This window comes from Corallococcus sp. BB11-1, assembly GCF_026626625.1.
Lineage (GTDB): Bacteria > Myxococcota > Myxococcia > Myxococcales > Myxococcaceae > Corallococcus > Corallococcus soli.
This window is the reverse complement of the sequence record NZ_JAPNJY010000007.1, coordinates 266887-284527: the sequence shown is the minus strand read 5'-3', so window position 1 is coordinate 284527 and position 17641 is coordinate 266887. Positions and strand designations below refer to the sequence as shown.

General features: G+C 71.0%; 18 protein-coding genes. 12 read left to right on the top strand and 6 right to left on the bottom strand.

Annotated elements, in window-relative coordinates; all coding sequences use genetic code 11:
• The first annotated feature begins 37 nt into the window (after nucleotides 1-37).
• Genes OV207_RS08165 through OV207_RS08155 form a run of 3 tightly spaced genes read left to right on the top strand, consistent with a single transcriptional unit; the run spans nucleotide 38 to nucleotide 3887 of the window.
• Entirely contained in the window at nucleotides 38-841 is an 804-nt protein-coding gene (locus tag OV207_RS08165; RefSeq protein ID WP_267553973.1) for an ABC transporter permease, read from the top strand.
• A gap of 2 nt (nucleotides 842-843) precedes the next feature.
• The gene (locus OV207_RS08160) at nucleotides 844-2412 is read left to right on the top strand and encodes a GldG family protein (RefSeq protein ID WP_267553971.1); all 1569 of its coding nucleotides are present in this window, start codon (nucleotides 844-846) and stop codon (nucleotides 2410-2412) included.
• On the top strand, nucleotides 2409-3887 hold the full coding sequence (locus OV207_RS08155) for a DUF4340 domain-containing protein (protein ID WP_267553969.1): 1479 nt from the start codon (nucleotides 2409-2411) through the stop codon (nucleotides 3885-3887). The genes OV207_RS08160 and OV207_RS08155 overlap by 4 nt, the downstream gene beginning before the upstream one ends.
• A 4-nt stretch (nucleotides 3888-3891) precedes the next feature.
• Here OV207_RS08155 and OV207_RS08150 read toward each other — a convergent pair whose 3' ends face one another.
• The gene (locus tag OV207_RS08150) at nucleotides 3892-4596 is read right to left on the bottom strand and encodes a metallophosphoesterase family protein (RefSeq protein ID WP_193348245.1); all 705 of its coding nucleotides are present in this window, start codon (nucleotides 4594-4596) and stop codon (nucleotides 3892-3894) included.
• Nucleotides 4580-5437: a nucleotidyltransferase gene (locus OV207_RS08145; protein WP_415835057.1), complete on the bottom strand. Its 858-nt coding sequence runs from the start codon at nucleotides 5435-5437 to the stop codon at nucleotides 4580-4582. The genes OV207_RS08150 and OV207_RS08145 overlap by 17 nt, the downstream gene beginning before the upstream one ends.
• Before the next feature lie 208 nt (nucleotides 5438-5645).
• On the opposite strand from OV207_RS08145, the gene OV207_RS08140 reads away from it, so the two are divergent.
• From OV207_RS08140 to OV207_RS08105, 8 genes are all read left to right on the top strand, one after another.
• The gene (locus OV207_RS08140; protein WP_267553967.1) at nucleotides 5646-6647 is read left to right on the top strand and encodes a hypothetical protein; all 1002 of its coding nucleotides are present in this window, start codon (nucleotides 5646-5648) and stop codon (nucleotides 6645-6647) included.
• A 28-nt stretch (nucleotides 6648-6675) separates the two neighbouring features.
• Complete coding sequence (locus OV207_RS08135; RefSeq protein WP_267553966.1) at nucleotides 6676-7218, top strand: RNA polymerase sigma factor; 543 nt, start codon at nucleotides 6676-6678, stop codon at nucleotides 7216-7218.
• Nucleotides 7215-8009 carry a DUF4384 domain-containing protein gene (locus OV207_RS08130; protein ID WP_267553965.1) on the top strand — a complete coding sequence of 265 codons (795 nt, stop codon included), beginning with the start codon at nucleotides 7215-7217 and terminating at the stop codon, nucleotides 8007-8009. Before OV207_RS08135 ends, OV207_RS08130 begins: the two co-directional genes overlap by 4 nt.
• The gene (locus OV207_RS08125) at nucleotides 8006-9679 is read left to right on the top strand and encodes a caspase family protein (RefSeq protein ID WP_267553963.1); all 1674 of its coding nucleotides are present in this window, start codon (nucleotides 8006-8008) and stop codon (nucleotides 9677-9679) included. The genes OV207_RS08130 and OV207_RS08125 overlap by 4 nt, the downstream gene beginning before the upstream one ends.
• An 11-nt stretch (nucleotides 9680-9690) precedes the next feature.
• Nucleotides 9691-10650 carry a hypothetical protein gene (locus OV207_RS08120; protein ID WP_267553961.1) on the top strand — a complete coding sequence of 320 codons (960 nt, stop codon included), beginning with the start codon at nucleotides 9691-9693 and terminating at the stop codon, nucleotides 10648-10650.
• Between the two features lie 114 nt (nucleotides 10651-10764).
• Nucleotides 10765-12060, top strand: a complete 1296-nt coding sequence (locus tag OV207_RS08115) for an AmpG family muropeptide MFS transporter (protein WP_267553959.1) — start codon at nucleotides 10765-10767, stop codon at nucleotides 12058-12060.
• A gap of 145 nt (nucleotides 12061-12205) precedes the next feature.
• Nucleotides 12206-13843, top strand: coding sequence for a phosphoglucomutase (alpha-D-glucose-1,6-bisphosphate-dependent) (pgm, locus tag OV207_RS08110; RefSeq protein ID WP_267553957.1), 1638 nt, complete (start codon nucleotides 12206-12208; stop codon nucleotides 13841-13843).
• A gap of 2 nt (nucleotides 13844-13845) precedes the next feature.
• On the top strand, nucleotides 13846-14202 hold the full coding sequence (locus OV207_RS08105; protein WP_267553956.1) for a DoxX family protein: 357 nt from the start codon (nucleotides 13846-13848) through the stop codon (nucleotides 14200-14202).
• Between the two features lie 6 nt (nucleotides 14203-14208).
• Here OV207_RS08105 and OV207_RS08100 read toward each other — a convergent pair whose 3' ends face one another.
• Nucleotides 14209-15090, bottom strand: coding sequence for an SDR family oxidoreductase (locus tag OV207_RS08100; RefSeq protein WP_227027043.1), 882 nt, complete (start codon nucleotides 15088-15090; stop codon nucleotides 14209-14211).
• Between the two features lie 358 nt (nucleotides 15091-15448).
• Here OV207_RS08100 and rpoZ point away from each other — a divergent pair, with 358 nt between their 5' ends.
• Nucleotides 15449-15688, top strand: a complete 240-nt coding sequence (gene rpoZ / locus OV207_RS08095; protein ID WP_120531319.1) for a DNA-directed RNA polymerase subunit omega — start codon at nucleotides 15449-15451, stop codon at nucleotides 15686-15688.
• A gap of 3 nt (nucleotides 15689-15691) precedes the next feature.
• Here rpoZ and OV207_RS08090 read toward each other — a convergent pair whose 3' ends face one another.
• Genes OV207_RS08090 through OV207_RS08080 form a run of 3 tightly spaced genes read right to left on the bottom strand, consistent with a single transcriptional unit; the run spans nucleotide 15692 to nucleotide 17496 of the window.
• The gene (locus OV207_RS08090) at nucleotides 15692-16198 is read right to left on the bottom strand and encodes an NUDIX hydrolase (RefSeq protein ID WP_193348140.1); all 507 of its coding nucleotides are present in this window, start codon (nucleotides 16196-16198) and stop codon (nucleotides 15692-15694) included.
• Nucleotides 16199-16235: 37 nt separating this feature from the next.
• On the bottom strand, nucleotides 16236-16877 hold the full coding sequence (locus OV207_RS08085; protein ID WP_193348241.1) for a hypothetical protein: 642 nt from the start codon (nucleotides 16875-16877) through the stop codon (nucleotides 16236-16238).
• A 19-nt stretch (nucleotides 16878-16896) separates the two neighbouring features.
• Complete coding sequence (locus OV207_RS08080) at nucleotides 16897-17496, bottom strand: hypothetical protein (RefSeq protein ID WP_193348139.1); 600 nt, start codon at nucleotides 17494-17496, stop codon at nucleotides 16897-16899.
• Nucleotides 17497-17641: the final 145 nt, after the last annotated feature.

Here is a 17641-nt window from a genome sequence, read left to right as displayed (position 1 = left end):
GCGCCACTCCCCTTCCCCCTTCGAGGACTCACCGCGCATGCGCACCGCCCTGGCCATCGCCCGCAAGGAGCTGGCCGTCGCCTTCACCACCCCCTGGGCCTACGCCGTGTTCACCGCGATGGCGGCGCTCTCGTCGTTCTTCTTCGTCAGCCTGCTGGAGCAGTTCCAGCAGGTGCAGTCGCTGGCGCGTGAGCACGGCTGGAGCCGGCTGCCCCCGGACTCGGTCGTCTACCGCAACCTCACGGACGGCGTGGTGGTGCAGCTGTGGGGCGTGGTGCTCATCATCACGCTCTTCGTCGCGCCCTTCCTGTCCATGCGGCTGTTCGCGGAGGAGAAGCGCCAGAAGACGTTCGCGCTGCTGCTGACGACGCCGGTGCGCCCGGTGGACATCGTGCTGGGCAAGTACCTGGGCGGCCTGGGCCTCATCTTCGTCACGCTGGGGCTGACGCTGGTGTTCCCGGTGCTGCTGTCGGTGGTGGGCTCGGGCGCGTCCGGGCCCGCGCTGGAGTGGCCCACGGTACTGCTGGGGTACGGGGCGGTGCTCCTCTGGGGCGCGACCTGCATGGCGGTGGGCCTGTTCATCTCCGCGCTGACGGAGAGCCAGATGCTGGCCGCCTTCCTCACCTTCACCGTGCTCCTGCCCTGGATGTTGCTGCGCGGCGTGGCGCAGTCCACGGCGGAGCCCGCGCGCTCCTTCCTGAACTACCTGTCCTTCGACACCCAGTTGCACGGGATGATCCAGGGCGTCCTGGAAGTGCAGGCCCTGGTGTTCTTCGCGTCCGTCATCCTGTTCTCCCTCCTGCTCACCCACCGCGCGGTGGAAGCGCAGCGTTACGCGTGACCATGAGAGCGACCCACGCCACCCGGGTGCTGGGGCCCTTCGGCCTGCTGCTCCTGCTGTCCAGTCCCTTCACCCTGTTCCTCACCTCCGGCAGCGTGGGGCTCGCCGTGGGCAAGGCGGTACTCGGCGCGGCGATGCTCGCGGCCTACGTGGCCGCGCACCACCGGGAGCTGGGCCGCGCGGGTTCACGCCGCACGGGGCGCTTCCTCGCGTCCACCGTGCTCACCACGCTGGCCGTGCTGGGCGTGCTCGTGGCGCTCAACGTGCTCGCGTTCCGGAAGAACCAGCGCTGGGACCTGACACGGGCGCGCATCTTCTCGCTCGCGCCGCAGACGCTGGAGACGCTCGCGGGCCTGAAGGAGCAGGTGCACGTCCTGGCGCTCATCCCGCCCACGCACCCGGCCTACGGGGACCTGGAGGAGCTGTTCCGGCGCTACCATGAAGCGGCGCCCCAGAAGTTCGACGCCGCCTTCGTGGATCCCCGCCGCGAACCCGCGCTGGCCGCGAAGTACCAGCTCAAGGACGGCCAGACGCTGGTGGTCGTCTCCCGTGGGGAGGGCGAGTCCGCGCCCCACACCACCCTGCCGGTTCCCGCCGAACAGGAGCTGACCAACGCCCTGCTCCAGCTGGGCGCGGCGGGCGCGCAGAGGGTGTACTTCCTCGAAGGCCACGGCGAGTGGCCCCTGGAGACGCCGCACGGGCCCCAGGGCCCCGGCGACGGGCTGTCGGAGTTCCGCCGGCAGCTGCTCCGCGAGGGCTACCGCCCCGAACCCCTCAACCTGCTGGGCAAGCAGGAGGTGCCTCGCGACGCGGGGCTGTTGATCATCGCGGGCGCGAAGGAGGACTACACCGCTCCGGAGGTGGCGGCCCTGCGCACCTACCTGGGCGAGGGCGGGCGCCTGCTGTACTTCACCGACGTGGGCGCGGCGGACGGGCTGGGCCTGCTGCTCGCGGACTACGGCGTGCAGGTGGACGAGGGCGTGGCGGCGGACTCGCAGTTCAACGCGGGCAACCCGTTCGTGCTCGTGTCGAACTTCTTCGGCAAGCACGTCATCACCCGCCCCTTGCAGGAGCGCGCGTTCAACGTGCAGCTGCCCACCGCGCGCAGCCTCACGCTGCTGCGCGAGGGCTTCCTTCCCGGCGTCACGGTGGAGCCCGTGCTGCTCACGTCCCCCTATGCGTGGGTGGAGACCCGGCCCCAGGAGGACACCACCCCGTCCGACGGCGAGAAGATGGGGCAGCTCACGCTGGTGGCCGCCGCTTCGCGGGACGCGCGCGGCGCGCAGGCCCGACGCTTCGACGAGGCACGGCTGGTGGTCCTGGGGGAATCGGAGCTGCTGCTGGATCCGAACTGGGGGCATGAGGCCAACCGCAACCTGGCGATGAACGCCCTGGGCTGGGCGTCCCATCAGGTGGAGAAGATCACCCTGCGCCCTCCGGACCGCGAGACGTCCACCGTGGAGTTGAGCGACGGGCAGATGCGGACGCTGCGCTTCGTCTCCACCGACCTGCTCCCGCTGTCGCTGCTGGGCGTGGGGCTCGCCGTCTGGCTGTCCCGGAGGAACCGGTGAGGGCTTCGGCGTTCGTGGTGCTCGGGCTCGCGGCGCTGGGGCCGTGGGCGTGTTCGCGTGAGTCGGAGAAGCCGCCCGCGCCTCCCCGGCTCTTCGCGACGGAGGCCGCGGAGCCGGTGCGTGGCGCCCCGGCCCCGGCGGCGCCCGTCTTCACCCACCTGACGGTGAAGGCCCGGGGCGCCACCACGGAGCTGGAGCGGACCGCCGAGGGGTGGCGGCTCACCTCGCCCGTGGAGGCGAAGGCGGACCCCTATGCTGTCGACGCGATGGTGCAGCAGCTCACCACCGCGAAGTTCAAGGCCACGGTGACGGCGTCGCCAACGGACGCGGAGCTGAAGAAGTTCGGCCTCACCTCCCCCTCCTTCACCGTGACGGCGCGGGCCTATGTCCCGGACGTGAATGGCGGCGGCGCGCAGGACCCTTCGCGCCAGCGCACCGTGACGCTGTCGGGTGGAGACGAGAACCCCTTCGACGGCTCCGTGTACGTGCGCCGCGACGGCGACGCGGCCGTCTACGCCGCCGAGGGCGTCGTGCGCTGGTCGCTCGACAAGGGCCCCTTCGAGCTGCGGGCCAAGGAGTTCCTGGGGCCGCTGGACACGGCGGCGCTCCAGTCCATCGAGGTCACCGCGAAGGAACACGCGTACGTGCTGACGCGCGACCCCGACGGCAAGACGTGGCGGATGGTGAAGCCGGAGCCCACGCGCGCGAACGCCAGCCGCGTGACGGAGCTGCTCACCGCGTTCACCGGGCAGCAGGCCCTGTCCTTCCCCGAGGACACCCCCGCCGCGCGGAAGGCCCTGGGCCTGGATGCCCCCGCCGTGGATGCGCGCTTCGTGCCTTCAACGGGAGAGCCCATCCGGGTGCGGCTGGCCCAGGTGACCCGGGACGGCGCTCCCGTGGTCCATGCCCTGCGGGAGCAGGGGGGGCGCGCCACGCTCGCGGAGGTGGATGCGCGCGCGCTGACGACGCTGGACGTGGGCGTACCGGAGCTGAAGGACCGGCGCGTGCTCAACTTCCCGCGCGAGGCCGTGCGGCGCCTGGAGTTCCATCCCGGCGGCAAGGCCGCGCCCCTGGTCGTGGCGCGCGGCGCGTCCCCGGAGGGCGGCTCCGACGCGTGGCGCATCGAGGGTCCCGACGGCGGCCCCGCGCGGCACTTCCGCGTGGTGAAGCTGCTGGGGTCGTTGGAGTCGCTGAAGGCCGCCGCGTTCGGTGAGGCGAACGTGAAGCGCTGGGAGCGCTACGGCATTGGCGCCGCGTCCCGGAGCGTGGTGCTGCGCGACGCGGACGGGCGAGAGCTGGCGCGGCTGTGGCTGGGGAATGCCGTTCCGGAGCAGGACGAGCGGCTCTATGCGCGGGGCTCCGGACCGGACCTGCTGGAGGTCTCCGCGAGCGCCGTGGCGGGGCTGCCCACGAGCGCCGCGGACCTGAAGGACGCGCCCCCCGGAGGTCCGGACGGCGGCGCCGCCACGCCTTGAAGCGCTACACCTCCATCAAGGCGAAGCGCTGCTCGGGCGTGAACTTGGTGAGCAGCGGCATGGCCACGTTGAACACGGGGATGCCGCTCTTGGTCTTGCCTTCGCGTGCGCCGTGGTGCGCGTGCCCGTGGAAGACGTAGGCCGCGCCGTAGTGGTCAATGGGCATCGACAGGCGGCTCGTCCCGAGGAAGGGGCGGATCTCGATGTTCTCCCCCTCCAGCGTGTCCGGGATGGGGGCGTAGTGCATGATCACGACCTTCTTCTCCGTGTCCAGGTGGCTGAGCGCCGCCTCCAGCTTGAGCGACTCCGTGACGGCCTCCTGTACGAAGGACTTCGTCTGGCCCTCGCCGAACGCCTGCAACGTCGCGTTGCCGAAGCCTCCGCCGAAGCCCTTCACGCCCGCCACGCCGAGGACCTTCTCGAAGATGAAGTGGTCCCCGTCGAGGATGTGCACCCCCACCTTCGACAGCTCCGCGCAGATGTCCTTCACCTGCCCGTGCTCGTAGTCGTGGTTGCCCAGCACCGCGGCGCAGGGAACGCGCAGGGCCGACAGCTCCTCGGCCAGCACCTTCCCCTCCTCCAGCATGCCCCGATCCGTCAGGTCCCCGCACAACAGCAGCAGGTCCGCTGAAGCGTTCACCTGCTTGACGAGGTGACGGAAGCGGCCGTGCTGGTCGTCCCGACAGTGAAGGTCACCGACCGCTGCCAGCCGTATTTTCGAGCTCGGATCTCGCGCCACGCACGTCCCCCTCGGGTCGTTCTTGTTCGTCCCACGCCCTGCCGTCCCCAAAGCCCCAGTGGTGGATGTCCACGTGGTAGTTCACCTTGGACACCAGGTTGCCGCGGCACAGGCGCTCGTCCCAGCTGCCGTCGCGCACCGTCTGGAGCGTGCGGCTCATCAGCTCCGTCATGACGTAGTTGGGGATGATGTCGCGCTCGCTGGGATAGGCGAAGCGGAACATCATCAGGTGGCTGAGCAGCACCTCCCAGTAGCGATCAAAGCGCCGGAGGATGCGGTCCCAGTCCATCTCCCGCCCCGCCTTGAGGATGAGGTGGTTGATGTCCGCGCCGTCATAGCGCTCGCGCTCGGTGACGAAGGCCTTGGACCAGATCATCTCCTCGGCCGGAGCGATGAGGCACTCGTAGCCGAAGATGGTGGCCTTCTTGGCGTTGGTGAACCACTCGTCGTCCACCGTCGCCACGCCGTTGCCGGAGGAGAAGATGAAGTCGACGAAGTAGTCGCCCTTGTACGCCTTGTAGATCCACACCTCGTCGTGGTGCTCGGTGCGCCACCCATCCTTCTCCAGGACCTCCAGCGCGCGGATGGCGTCCGCCTTGCGCGGGAACAGGTCCAGGTCCTTGGTGTCGCGGTAGATGCCGGTATAGGTGGCGTAGGCATAGGCACCGCCCACCACGAAGGGCACCCCGGCCTCATGGAGCAGGCCGACGGCTCTGGCGCGGGCGTTGATTTCGTCCGGCGCGCGCTCACGCTCAGCCAGCGCGGCGTCCGTACCCATGTCCCCGGGATGGTTCGGGTGTCGTTTTTCCATGGGCGAAATCTAGGGATGCACCCTTTCAGCTGTCGGGCAGGCGGGCGTGGGCGGCCGGAGAGCAGGCGAGCAGGTTCCAAGCAGCGGGTTTCATTGAAACTTTTCGCTTCAAGCGAGCGCTCTTTCTGTTTTTCGCACGGCCTGTGTCCATGGGAGCGAAGTCCCTGCCGCACGGCCCGCACGCCGGGCCCTGAAAGGACACCCCACCATGCTGCGCAAGAGCCTGCTGTGTGCCGCCTCCCTGCTGTTCGCCTCCGGTTGCGGCGACGACGCCGGGTCCTCCGAGGACACGTTCCGGGACGGCCTTCCCTCCAAGGAGATGATGCAGGTGAAGGCGCCGAAGGAGGACGGTCAGGGCCTGACGTCGAGCGGCCCCTCCGCGATGTTCGGCCAGGGACAGAAGTCCGAGTACTACCAGGCGACGGTGAACGCGGCGGTGACGGTCAATGGCGGCACGGCATGGGTGCTCACCCTCATCGAGCAGATCGTCAAGCACCCGCCGACGACGCTGGAGGAGAACAAGGCCGTGTGGGGGCCGCACACGGACGCGCTGAGTCCCACGACGTGGCGCCTGACGGTGACGAAGTCAGGGGACGCGTCGTTCTCCTGGGTGCTGGACGGCAAGGCGAAGGTGGACCCGGACAGCGCCTTCAAGGCGGTGCTGTCCGGCGCGCAGACGGTGACGGTGGACGCGGACGGCGAGCGTCAGCGGGGCTACGGCTCCGGCGAGCTGTTCATCGACTGGGACGCGGCGCACGGCCTGCCGGATGCGGACCCGAAGACCGTGGGCACGGCGGAGATCCGCTACTCGCGCCTGAACGCCACGGCGGAGACGACGGTGGAGGCGGACTTCCGCCAGGTGCGCGACGAGAAGAACCCGGAGCGGCGCATGGACGGGGACTACCGCTACAAGGCCACGTCCACGGGCGGCGAGCTCGACTTCGCGTTCCGTCAGGACATCGACAAGGACTCGCAGCGCACCGCGCTGGAGCGGGTGAGCATCAAGAGCCGCTGGACGGCGACGGGCGCGGGCCGCGCGGACGTCCGGGTGTCGGAGGGCGACCTGAAGGCTCCGGCCACCTTCAACGAGTGCTGGGACGCCAACTTCCTGAGCACCTACTTCCAGTTCGCCGCGGACGTGCCCCTGGGGTACGGCCGCGAGGAGACGGCCTGCGGCAGCTTCACCTCGGCGGTGTACTCGTCGCTGTGAGGCGCCTCGCGGTAGACTCCCGCCGCACGTGACCGGACCAACCCCGCTGGCCCTGAAGGTGGTGCCCCCCCGGCCTGAACAGGACCGGCGGGCCGTCCTGCGCGACTTGTATGTGAAGTACGGCGGCAGCGTGCGGGAGCGCTGCCGCTACCTGCTGAAGGACGCGAGCCGGGCCGAGGACGCGATGCAGGACGTCTTCGCCCGCGCGCTGGTGCACGGGGATTCGTTCCGCGCGGAGGCCTCTCCGCTCACCTGGTTGATGAAGATCGCCACGCACCACTGTCTCAACCAGCTGCGCTCGGAAGGGGCGGCGTGGCGGCGGTGGTTCGCCCGGGACGAGGCGGCCCGTTCGGAGGGCCACGGTGGCGCGGAGGCGATGGAGACGCGGGACCTGGTGCGCAAGCTGCTGGCGCGGGTGGACGCGGAGACGCAGGCGGCGGCCATCCACTACCACGTGGACGGGATGACGCTGGAAGAGGTGGCCGCGGTGCTGGGGCGTTCGGTGCCCACGGTGCGCAAGCGGCTGGAGCAGTTCGCACGGCTGGGTGGAGAGGAGCTGAACGTCCGATGAGCGCGCACGAGTCGAACTGGACATTGCGCCGCCTGCGCGTCGGCGAGCTTCCCGCCCCGGAGGCCCTGCGCGCCCGGGAACATGCCGACGCGTGCGAGGCGTGTGGTGCCGTGCTCCGGTCCTTGTCGGAGGAGCAGACCGCGTTCGAGGCGGAGGTGCCCTTCGAGCGCTTCGAGGCGGGCGTGGAGCGCTCGCTGGCCCGGCAGGCCAGGGCTTCGGCGGAGCCCGGGAAGCGGACCGCATGGGCAAGGCCGCTGATGGTGGTGGCGGCCTCCGTCTTCGTGCTGGTGCTGGCGCGTCCGCTGCTGGAGACCGGTGGGGCGTCCGGCACGGTGGCGCGGCCCGTGACGGGCAACCGGCTCAAGGGCGGCGCGGGCGCGGAGCTTCGCATCGGTGGCGGTGTGGAACCACAGCGCGTGGCGAGCGTGGACGCGCCGGAGGCCCTGCGGCCCGGTGAGCGCGTGCGGCTGGGCTACACGCCAGCGTCGCACCGCTACGTGGCGGCGCTGTCGGTGGATGCGCAAGGCGAGGTGACGCCGCTGTATCCGGAGTCGGGGGACAGCCTCGCGGTGGAGCCGGGCGCGGGGCAGCACTGGTTGCCGGAGAGCGTGGAGTTCACCGGCGCGGGTGCGGAGCGCGTGGTGCTGGTGCTGACGGATGCGCCCGTGTCGATGGACGCCCTGAGCGACGCGGCGCGGAGGTCCTTCGCGGCGGCCGGACGGGATGTCACGCGCATGGCCCCACTGGACGTCGCGGGCGAGCAGACCCAGTGGATCCTGCTCAAGCCATGAGCGACCTGCCCGTGCAGCGTGGCGCTCCCAAGCCAGCACGGCCCGCGGGGCTTCGCGTCCTGGCGCCCGCGGTCCTCGTCCCGGCCCGTGCCTGGGCGGGAGGGCTGGCGCTCGCGTTCGCGCTGCTGTCCACCGCCGCGCACGCGGACACGCTGCGCCGCTTCGCGCTCATCGCCGGCAACGACACGGGGGGCAGTGACACCCGGCCCCTGAGCTACGCGCGTGACGATGCGCGCAAGATGCACGACCTGCTCACGCGACTGGGCGGCGTGGCCCCGTCCGACGCGAAGCTCCTCCTGGACGACGACGCGAAGGACTTCCTCACCGCCCTGTCGGAGCTGGAGCAGCGGGCGCGCGCGGCCCGGACGCGCGGGGAGCGCACCGCGCTGTTCGTCTACTACTCCGGCCACGCGAAGGACGGAGCCCTGCGCCTGGGTGACTCGCGGCTCGCCTTCGACGCGCTCAAGCGCCGGCTGGCGGATGCGGCCGTGGACATCCGCATCGCCATCCTGGATTCGTGCCGCTCCGGCGCGCTCACGCGGACCAAGGGCGCTCGCAGGGCGCCCGCGTTCGACGTGGAGTCCGGCGCCGCCCGCGATGCCCGGGGCGTCGTCATCCTCACCTCCAGCGCGGCGGACGAGGACTCGCAGGAGTCGGACGCGCTGGGCGGCAGCTACTTCTCCCACCACCTGGCGAGCGGCCTGCTCGGCGACGCGGACCGCAGCGGCGACGGTCGGGTGACGCTCTTCGAGGCGTATTCGCACGCCTACGCCCGCACCGTCGCGGACACCGCCGACAGCAGCGCCGGCCCGCAGCACCCCACGTTCAGCTACGACCTGGCGGGCAACGGAGACCTGGTCCTCACCGACCTGCGCGCGAGCGCCGAGGGACTCGTAGTCCCCGGCCATGCGCCCGCGGGCGCCTACTACTTCGTGGATCCGGGCGGACTGGTGGTCGCGGAGCTGGACAAGACCGCGGACACGGAGCGCCGCGTGGCCCTGGCCCCCGGCACCTACCGCGTGAAGCGCCGGCTCAGCGACAGGCTGCGCATCGGTGACGTGGAGGTGGCTCGCGGACGGACCACGGTGCTGGAGGAGCCGCGCCTCAAGGACGCTCCCTTCTCCGACGACCCCGTGAAGGGCGCCGGCAGGGGTCAGGACGCGTGGTGGGCCTTCGGCCTCACGGGCGGCTACCAGTCCTTCTTCGACGCGGCCACGCGCCAGTCGCTCTTCCTCTCCGTGCCGCTGTTCGGCGCGGAGGCCGAGCTGCACGACTACTTCCGGCGCGACTGGGTCTGGGGCTTCGACGCCTCCATGGGCGGCACGCGCAGCGTCCTCGCGCTGCCCACGCTCGCGGGGCCCGCGTACCGCTACTCCGTGGTGAACCTGGGAACGAGCCTCACCACCGAGTGGCCCCTGGGCCGCGTCTCACCGTTCGTGGGCGGCCGGCTGGCGTACCTCATCCTGGGCCGCCAGTTCGAGGACGCGGCGTTCCCGGATCAACGCTTCGCCATGGTGTCACCGGGCCTGGTGGCCGGCGCCAGATTCCAGCTCACGCGCCGGCTCCACCTCACCACCCGGGGTCGGGCGCAGTACCTCCAATACACCGTCGATGCGCAGCGGTCCCTGGGCTACTGGGAACTGGCGGCGCTCCTCACGTACGCGCCATGAGGGAGCACGCGATGCGAAACCGGGTTCTTGCCCTCCTCTGCCTCCTCGCGGTCGCGTGCGGCGGCGACTTCTCCAACGACGACCTGGAGTTCCAGAACGCCCTGCCCCAGCGAAAGGACCTGGCCGCGATGCTGCCGGACTCCGCCACGCGCACCGGCCAGGGAACCGGCACGCGCAGGAACGGACTGGCCTTCCAGGTGCTGGGCGGCACGTCCGCGCTCGCGGTCCAGGCCTACGAAGTGGGCACGCAGTTCAACGCCAGCGTGGACGCCCTGCTCACCCTGCTGGAGCTGTTCCGCGGACTGCCCCCCACCATGCGCGAGACCGACCGCCGCATCTGGGGCCCCTTCCCCGCGGACGACCACCCCGGCCACGAGCTGCGGCTCGTGATGGAGCGCCAGGGCACCGACTTCGCCTACCGCCTCCAGTTCCGCCCCCGGGGCGCGGGCGAGGACGGGTGGTGGACCTACCTGCCCGGCACCTTCAAGGCGGACGGCGGCATCCGCAAGGGCACGGGCGCGCTCGCGCTGGACCTGAAGGCGGCGCGCGCGAACGGCTTCGACACGCGCGAGGCGACCGCGCTGGACCGGCTGGACATCCGCTACCAGACGAAGGCGCGGCCCACGAGCGTGGAGCTGCTCTTCACGGGCGCGGGGGCAGCGCTGCCGCTCACGCGCTATGCGTCGCGCCAGGTGCCGGAGGGGCTGGGGGAGATGGCCTTCCGGCTGCCGGGCCAGGAGCTGATCCCCGGCGGGCCCCTGGAGACGCTGGACATCCTGGCGCGCTGGACGCCGGATGGGCGGGGCAAGCTGGTGCTGACCATCCTGGAGGGCGACGCGAAGGGCGCGAAGTACACCGAGTGCTGGGACGCGGCGACGCGCATCACCTTCCTCCAGCGCAACTGGGACTTCCTCAACCCCACCGAGGGAGACGCGGCCTCCTGCCCGGACGTGTCCGCGCTGGGGCCGTAGCGAAAACCGCCCGGGCCGGTGCCCGGACAGCAGCCGGGCGGACATTCCCTGGCCGTTGGCAGGTGACGCGCGGGACGGATTCTCTATGCTGGCGGCTGTTCTCCCGCGCCCTCCATGCCCAATTCCTCGCTTCTCACCGTCTTGAAGAGCCGGCGCATCTGGCTCCTGATGGCCGTCGGCTTCGCGTCCGGCCTCCCCCTGTGGCTGACCGGGGTCACGCTGTCCGCGTGGATGAAGAACGAGGGGGTGAACCTCAAGACCATCGGCATCTTCAGCCTCGTGGCGCTGCCCTACACGTTCAAGGTGCTGTGGGCGCCGCTGATGGACCGCTACACCCTGCCCTTCCTGGGCCGGCGGCGCGGGTGGATGCTGCTGACGCAGGTGCTGCTCATGGGCGCCATCGCCGCCATGGGGCTCGTCAACCCGAAGGACGCCCCCATCGCGATGGCGTGCATGGCGGTGGTGGTGACGTTCCTGTCCGCCAGCCAGGACATCGTCGCGGACGCGTGGCGCACGGACATCCTCACCCTGGAGGAGCGCGGGCTGGGCAACTCCCTGTACGTCACCGGCTACCGGCTGGGCATGCTCGTCGCGGGTGGACTCGCGTTCGTCCTGTCGGATCAGCTTGGCTGGTCCAGGACGTACTACGTGATGGGCCTGCTCATGGGCGTGGGCGTGGTGGCCACGTTGCTTGCCCCGGAGCCCCAGAGCGTGCGGCCTCCGCGCAACCTGCTGGACGCGGTGGTGAAGCCCTTCGTGGACTACTTCCGGCGCGAGTACGCGCTGGGCGTGCTCGCGTTCCTGGTGCTCTACAAGCTGGGGGACGCCATCGCCGCCAGCATGGTGACGCCGTTCTACATCGAGCTCGGGTTCTCCAACACGGAGATTGGCGCGCTCAGCAAGACGCTGGGCATGCTCGCCACCATCGGCGGCGGCCTGCTGGGCGGCGTGCTGATGGTGAAGCTCAGCATGCGCCGCGCGCTCTTCATCTTCGGCGCCGCGCAGGGCCTCACCAACCTGGCCTTCCTGGCGCTGGCGCTGGTGGGCAAGAACGACCTGATGCTCGCGGCCGCCATCACCGTGGACAACGTGTGCACGGGCCTGGGCGTGACGGCGTTCGCGGCCTTCGTGATGTCGCTGTGCCACAAGAGCTTCAGCGCCACGCAGTACGCGCTGCTGTCCGCGCTGGGCACCATCGCCAACCGGCTCATCGGTTCAGTGTCCGGCTACCTGGCCACGTGGATGGGGTGGCCCACGTTCTTCGCCTTCACCGCGGCGGCGGCCATCCCCGCGCTGGTGCTGCTGACGTTCCTGCCCGAGCACGCGGCCCAACCCGTGGAGGACGAGCCCCCCGCCCCGGAGGCCATGCCGCCCACGGCCCCCACGGCCTCCGTCGCCGTGGCCCGCTGACGGCTACCGGACGCGCGCCCCCCGTCCGGCCGATACGCGCTCCCGCCCGCTATTGGACGAAGCGCGCGGGCCGGGTGCGGGGATGGACAGGGGGCGTGACTTCGCCTCCCCATCCCAGGGCGCGCACGGCTAGTGTGGCCCGGTCATGGCCCATCCCTCCGCTGGCAAGCCCCTTTCGCGTGACCTGCTGATCAACCCCGAGAAGCTGCGCAGGCAGTACGCCTCCGACGTGCCGGACTCGTCCGTCGCCGAGCAGCGCGTCGCCTTCGGCACCTCCGGCCACCGCGGAAGCGCCGCGCGCCGGAGCTTCAACGAAGCGCACATCCTCGCGGTGGCGCAGGCCCTGTGCGAGTACCGCAAGCAGCAGGGCTACGACGGCCCGCTGTTCCTGGCCATGGACACCCACGCCCTCTCCGAGCCCGCCCAGCGCACCACCCTGGAGGTGCTCGCCGCCCACGGCGTCGAGGTGCGCTACACCGACGGCGCCACGCCCACGCCAGTCATCTCCCACGCCATCCTCACGTACAACCGGGGCCGCACGAGCGGGCTCGCGGACGGCATCGTCATCACCCCGTCCCACAACCCGCCGGAGGATGGCGGCATCAAGTACAACCCGCCCAACGGCGGCCCCGCCGACACCACCGTCACGTCCCTGGTGGAGCGCCGCGCCAATGAGCTGATGGCCGCCGGCAACAAGGACGTCCGCCGCGTCACCTACGAGAAGGCGCGCGGCAGCAGCACGGTGAAGGAGCACGACTTCATCACCCCGTACGTCAAGGACCTGGCGAACGTGGTGGACGTGGACGCCATCCGGGACGCGAAGCTGAAGCTGGGCGCGGATCCGCTGGGCGGCTCCAACCTGGACTACTGGGACCCCATCGCGGATCGCTACAAGCTGTCGATCTCCGTGGTGAACCGCAAGGTGGACCCCACGTTCGGCTTCATGCCCGCGGACCATGACGGGAAGATCCGCATGGACTGCTCGTCGCCGTACGCGATGGCGAACCTGGTGCAGCTCAAGGACAAGTACGCGCTGGCGTTCGGCAACGACACGGACTCCGACCGCCACGGCATCGTCACCCGCAGCCAGGGGCTGATGAACCCCAACCACTACCTGGCCGTCTCCATCGGCTACCTGTTCCGCAACCGCCCGGGCTGGAAGCAGGACGCGGCGGTGGGCAAGACGCTGGTGAGCAGCAGCCTCATCGACCGCGTGGCGAAGGACCTGGGCCGCCGCGTGGTGGAGGTGCCGGTGGGCTTCAAGTGGTTCGTGGACGGGCTGCTGGACGGCTCGCTGGGCTTCGGCGGCGAGGAAAGCGCGGGCGCGTCCTTCCTGCGCACCGACGGCACCGTGTGGACCACCGACAAGGACGGCATCATCCTGGACCTGCTCGCGGCCGAAATCCTGGCGCGCACCGGCAAGGACCCCGGCGAGCACTACCAGGAGCTGGCCCAGAAGTTCGGCGCGCCGCTGTACACGCGCATCGACGCGCCGGCCACGCCCGCGCAGAAGGCCGTGCTCAAGAAGCTGTCGCCCGACGCGGTGAAGGCCACGTCGCTGGCGGGCGAGCCCATCACGCAGCGCCTCACGCGCGCCCCGGGCAACGACGCGGACCTGGGCGGCCTCAAGGTGACGACGGAGAACGGCTGGTTCGCCGCGCGCCCCTCCGGCACCGAGGACGTCTACAAAATCTACGCGGAGAGCTTCCGCGACCAGGCGCACCTGGACACCATCGTCCAGGAGGCGCGCGCCATCGTCGGGGAGGCCTTCGCCGGAAAGTAGCCATGACCGTGAAGCTCCTCCTCCAGTTCGTGCTCGCGCTGTTCATGGTCGTCGCGGGGGTGGCCCACTTCCGCAAGCCGCGCATGTTCATGAGCATCATGCCGCCCTACCTCCCGTACCCCCGGGAGCTGGTGCTGCTCAGCGGCGTGGCGGAGGTGCTGCTCGGCGTGCTGCTGGTGGTGCCCCAGACGACGCGGCTGGCCGCCTGGGGGCTCGTCGCGCTGTTCGTGGCGGTGTTCCCCGCGAACCTGCACATGGCGCTGCACCCGGAGCAGTTCCGGAAGATTCCCAGGGCGCTGCTCTGGCTGCGGCTGCCGCTGCAGGGCGCCCTCATCCTGTGGGCGCTCTGGTACACCTGACGCGGCTCAGCGCCACAGCGGTGCGTGGTCCTCGATGTACTGGCGCACCGTGCGCGTGGGGCGCCCCAGGAGGTTCGTGAGCGTGGGGTCCACCTGCTCCGCCTTGCCGAAGCGCAGCCCCACGTGCATCAGCGTCTGCATGCCCAGCTGGCCCCAGGACAGCCGCCGCTGGTGCAGGTGGCGCACGTAGCCGGGCACCGACGCGGGCACGTAGCGGATGGGCCGGCCCAGCACCTCCGACAGCACCGACGCCACCTCGTCGAACGTCACCGCCTCCAGGCCGGTGAGCGTGAACGCGCGGTTTCGCAGGGACGTGTCCAGCATCGCCCGCGCCGCCACCTCGCCCACGTCGCGCACGTCCACGAAGGCCACCTTGCCGTGGCCCGCGGGCATGTAGAGCCGGCCGTCCTGGCGGATGTCCTCGCGGTACGCGTCCCCCAGGTTCTGCGCGAAGAAGGCCGGGCGCAGGAGCGTCCACCCCAGCGCCGAGCGCTTCAGGTGCTCCTCCACCGCGTGGTGCGGCGCCCACGCGCTGCGCTCCGCGCCCGCCATGGACAGGAACACCACCTGCTTCACGCCCTGCGTGACGGCCGCGTCCACGAAGGCGTTGAGGGTGCCTTCCGCGTGGGCGATGGCCGGCGGACGCATCAGGAACACGCCGCGCACGCCCTCCAGCGCGGGCAGGAACGTCTCCGGGCGCAGGAAGTCCAGCGGCACCGGCGTCACGTCCCCGTCCATCTCCTTGAGGAGCGCCACGGTGTGCTCCGGCGACTTCACCGCCGCCCGCACCGCCACCCCCTCCGCCAGGAGCGCCCGCACCACCGCCCGCCCCACGTTGCCCGTGGGCCCCGTCACCAGCACCGGCCCGTTCACGGCCTCCCCCTCCATGACGCCCCCCACCCGCCCGACACGCACCGGGGATGGCCGGCGCCGCAGGACTCCACTGCGCTCATGCGGGACCTCCTCTCGTGAACCCCACCCCCGGGAATCCCGGGGCACATGGGGGCGACCGGGACCCACCCTGGCGTCCCATTCCTCCCTCGGAAAACGCACCTCCGGCGATCCGTTGAGGGCTCCCATCTCAAATTCCGGAAGTTGAGAATCAGACGTGGGTTAGCGAACAACAGGGGGCTGGGAGCGTCGGCTGGTGGGCGGCGGAGGGGCGCACCATCCTTCCTTGACTCGCCCGGGGGTGCTCTTTAGGTTCAGAGGCTTCCACCGGCTCCCACGCCAAGAAGGATGTTCCATGGCTCGCGTTACCGTTGAAGACTGCCTCCCGTACGTGGACAACCGGTTCGCGCTGGTGCTGCTGGGCGCCAAGCGCGCGCGCCAGCTGATGGCCGGCGCCCGGCCCATCCTGGAGACGTCCAAGAACAAGCCGCCCGTGCTCGCGCTGCGCGAGGTCGCCACCCAGCGCGTGAAGTTCGACCGCGACGTGCGCGAGGCGCTCTCCGGCAAGTACACCGCCGAGGAAGCCAAGAAGTAGGCTTCAGCCTTCCCGCTTCACCCCGGTTCCCTCCCCCGTCAGGGGAGGGGCTCCGGGCGCGGAAGAGGCCGAGGACGCCAGGCCCTGGGCGCGCATCCAGCGCAGCGCCCGGCCGGCGACGGCCTTCTCCCCCTTGTAGCCCAGCGCGGGGATGAGCCCTTCCAGGGGCAGCCAGCGCACCTCGTCCACCTCCACGCGCGGCCCCGGCAGCGGCCCCAGTTCCCCCGCCTCGTAGCGGAAGAGGAAGAAGTGGACGCGCTTGAAGATGCGCTGCCCCCGGAACTGGTAGACGTAGCGGATCTCCCCCAGCGGCGCGAGCAGCGCCACGGACAGGCCCGTCTCCTCCCGCACCTCGCGGTGGGCCGTCTGCTCCGGCGTCTCCCCCGGGTCCACGTGTCCCTTGGGCAGCGCCCACAGGTGACGTCCGTGCGGACGGATGACCACCACCTCCCAGGTGCCGGCGCTGCTGGCCCGGATGACGATGCCTCCTGAGGATGCCTCGCGCGGCATGGCCCCACCCTACCCGAAGCGGACGGCGGCCGGGCCATCAACCGCCGTGCGCGAAGTGGCGCAGCTTGGCCTCCGCGCCCAGACGGTACGCATAACGCAGGTCGCCGAGGAGCCGATCCAACCGCCGGCCCACGACGTGCTCCATCAGCCGCGCGCAGAAGCGGCGGGACACGCGGTTCGCCTCCTCGTAGCGCCAGCGCTCCTCCGCCGACAGCCGGGGCTGGTACGCCACGCGATCAAAGAGGCGCTGGAGCAGCTCCCGGGCCCACCCGACGACGCCCTCGCCCCAGCGGTGCAGCAGGCACACCACGAACTTGTCCACCTCCGCCTGGGCCTCCAGCTCCAGCAGCGACACCGTGCGCTCGTAGTGCGCCGTGTGCGCGACGTAGAGGAAGTGGCTGACCCCCTCCGTCACCTGGCAGTAGCCGTCCAGGTCGCCATCCAGCACGGAGCCCACGGGGCTCGCGTCGTAGCGCTCCAGGCGGGCCAGCAGCGCCGGGGACAGGTAGAGCGCCAGCTCCAGGCCGCCCTGGGCCTCCAGCACCAGCAGCTCCTCCGGCGCGCGCCCGGTGCCGCCCAGGAGCGCGGCGGCCTCCGAGCCCACCACGAAGGACTCCGCGCGGGCCTCGCACCGGAAGCCGTAGATGGCCTCCAGGTGCGCCTGCAGCCGCCCCACCAGCACGGGGGGTTGCTCCGCGTCAGTTCGCAAGCGGCCCCTTGCGCGGCACCCAGCCGGCGTCCACCAGCACGCGCTCCAGCTTGTCGCTGCCGGTGCGCACCCAGGACTCGTAGACGCGCAGCGCCCCCGCGGGCCCCGCGCTCACCAGCCCCCGGGCGCTGATCTCCTCCAGCACCTCCGCCAGCGAACGGAACTTGTCGCACAGCTCCCGGTACACGCCGGTGAAGCCGCCCGCGGGCACCAGCTCCGCCACCTGGCCATACGCGGCCCCGCCCATCTGGATGTAGTAGTCCGGGCCCACCATCCCCTGCTGCAGCGCGCCGGAGAAGAAGCCCACCTTGTAGAGCGACACGTCGCCCAGCCGCCGCAGCGTGCGGATGCGCTCCTCGCGCTCCTGCTGCAGCGCGCGGTGGTACAGCTCCGCCAGGGGCTCATGCTCCCGCCGGCCTTCCGCGTCACGGCTGAACAGCTTGTCCGAGGCCGCGAACTCCGCCAGCAGGTTCACCAGGTAGAACTCGGTGGACGCGTTCAGGGCCACCCGCTGCCGGGCCGTGACTTCCAGCAGCAGGTCCCGGAAGAACTCCTTCAGCGAGGAAGAGGACGTCACCAGTCCGCTCATCGACCACACCTCCCGAGGGTGCCTGGAAGTCGCCCACGACCTCCAGGGGGCTCTGCGAGCAAGCGTAGTCACGTCGTCCCGCGCCGGCAAAGCGTCCCCAAGTCTTATCAAGGACTTACGCTGGCACTCGGCCCAGGCGAGTGCC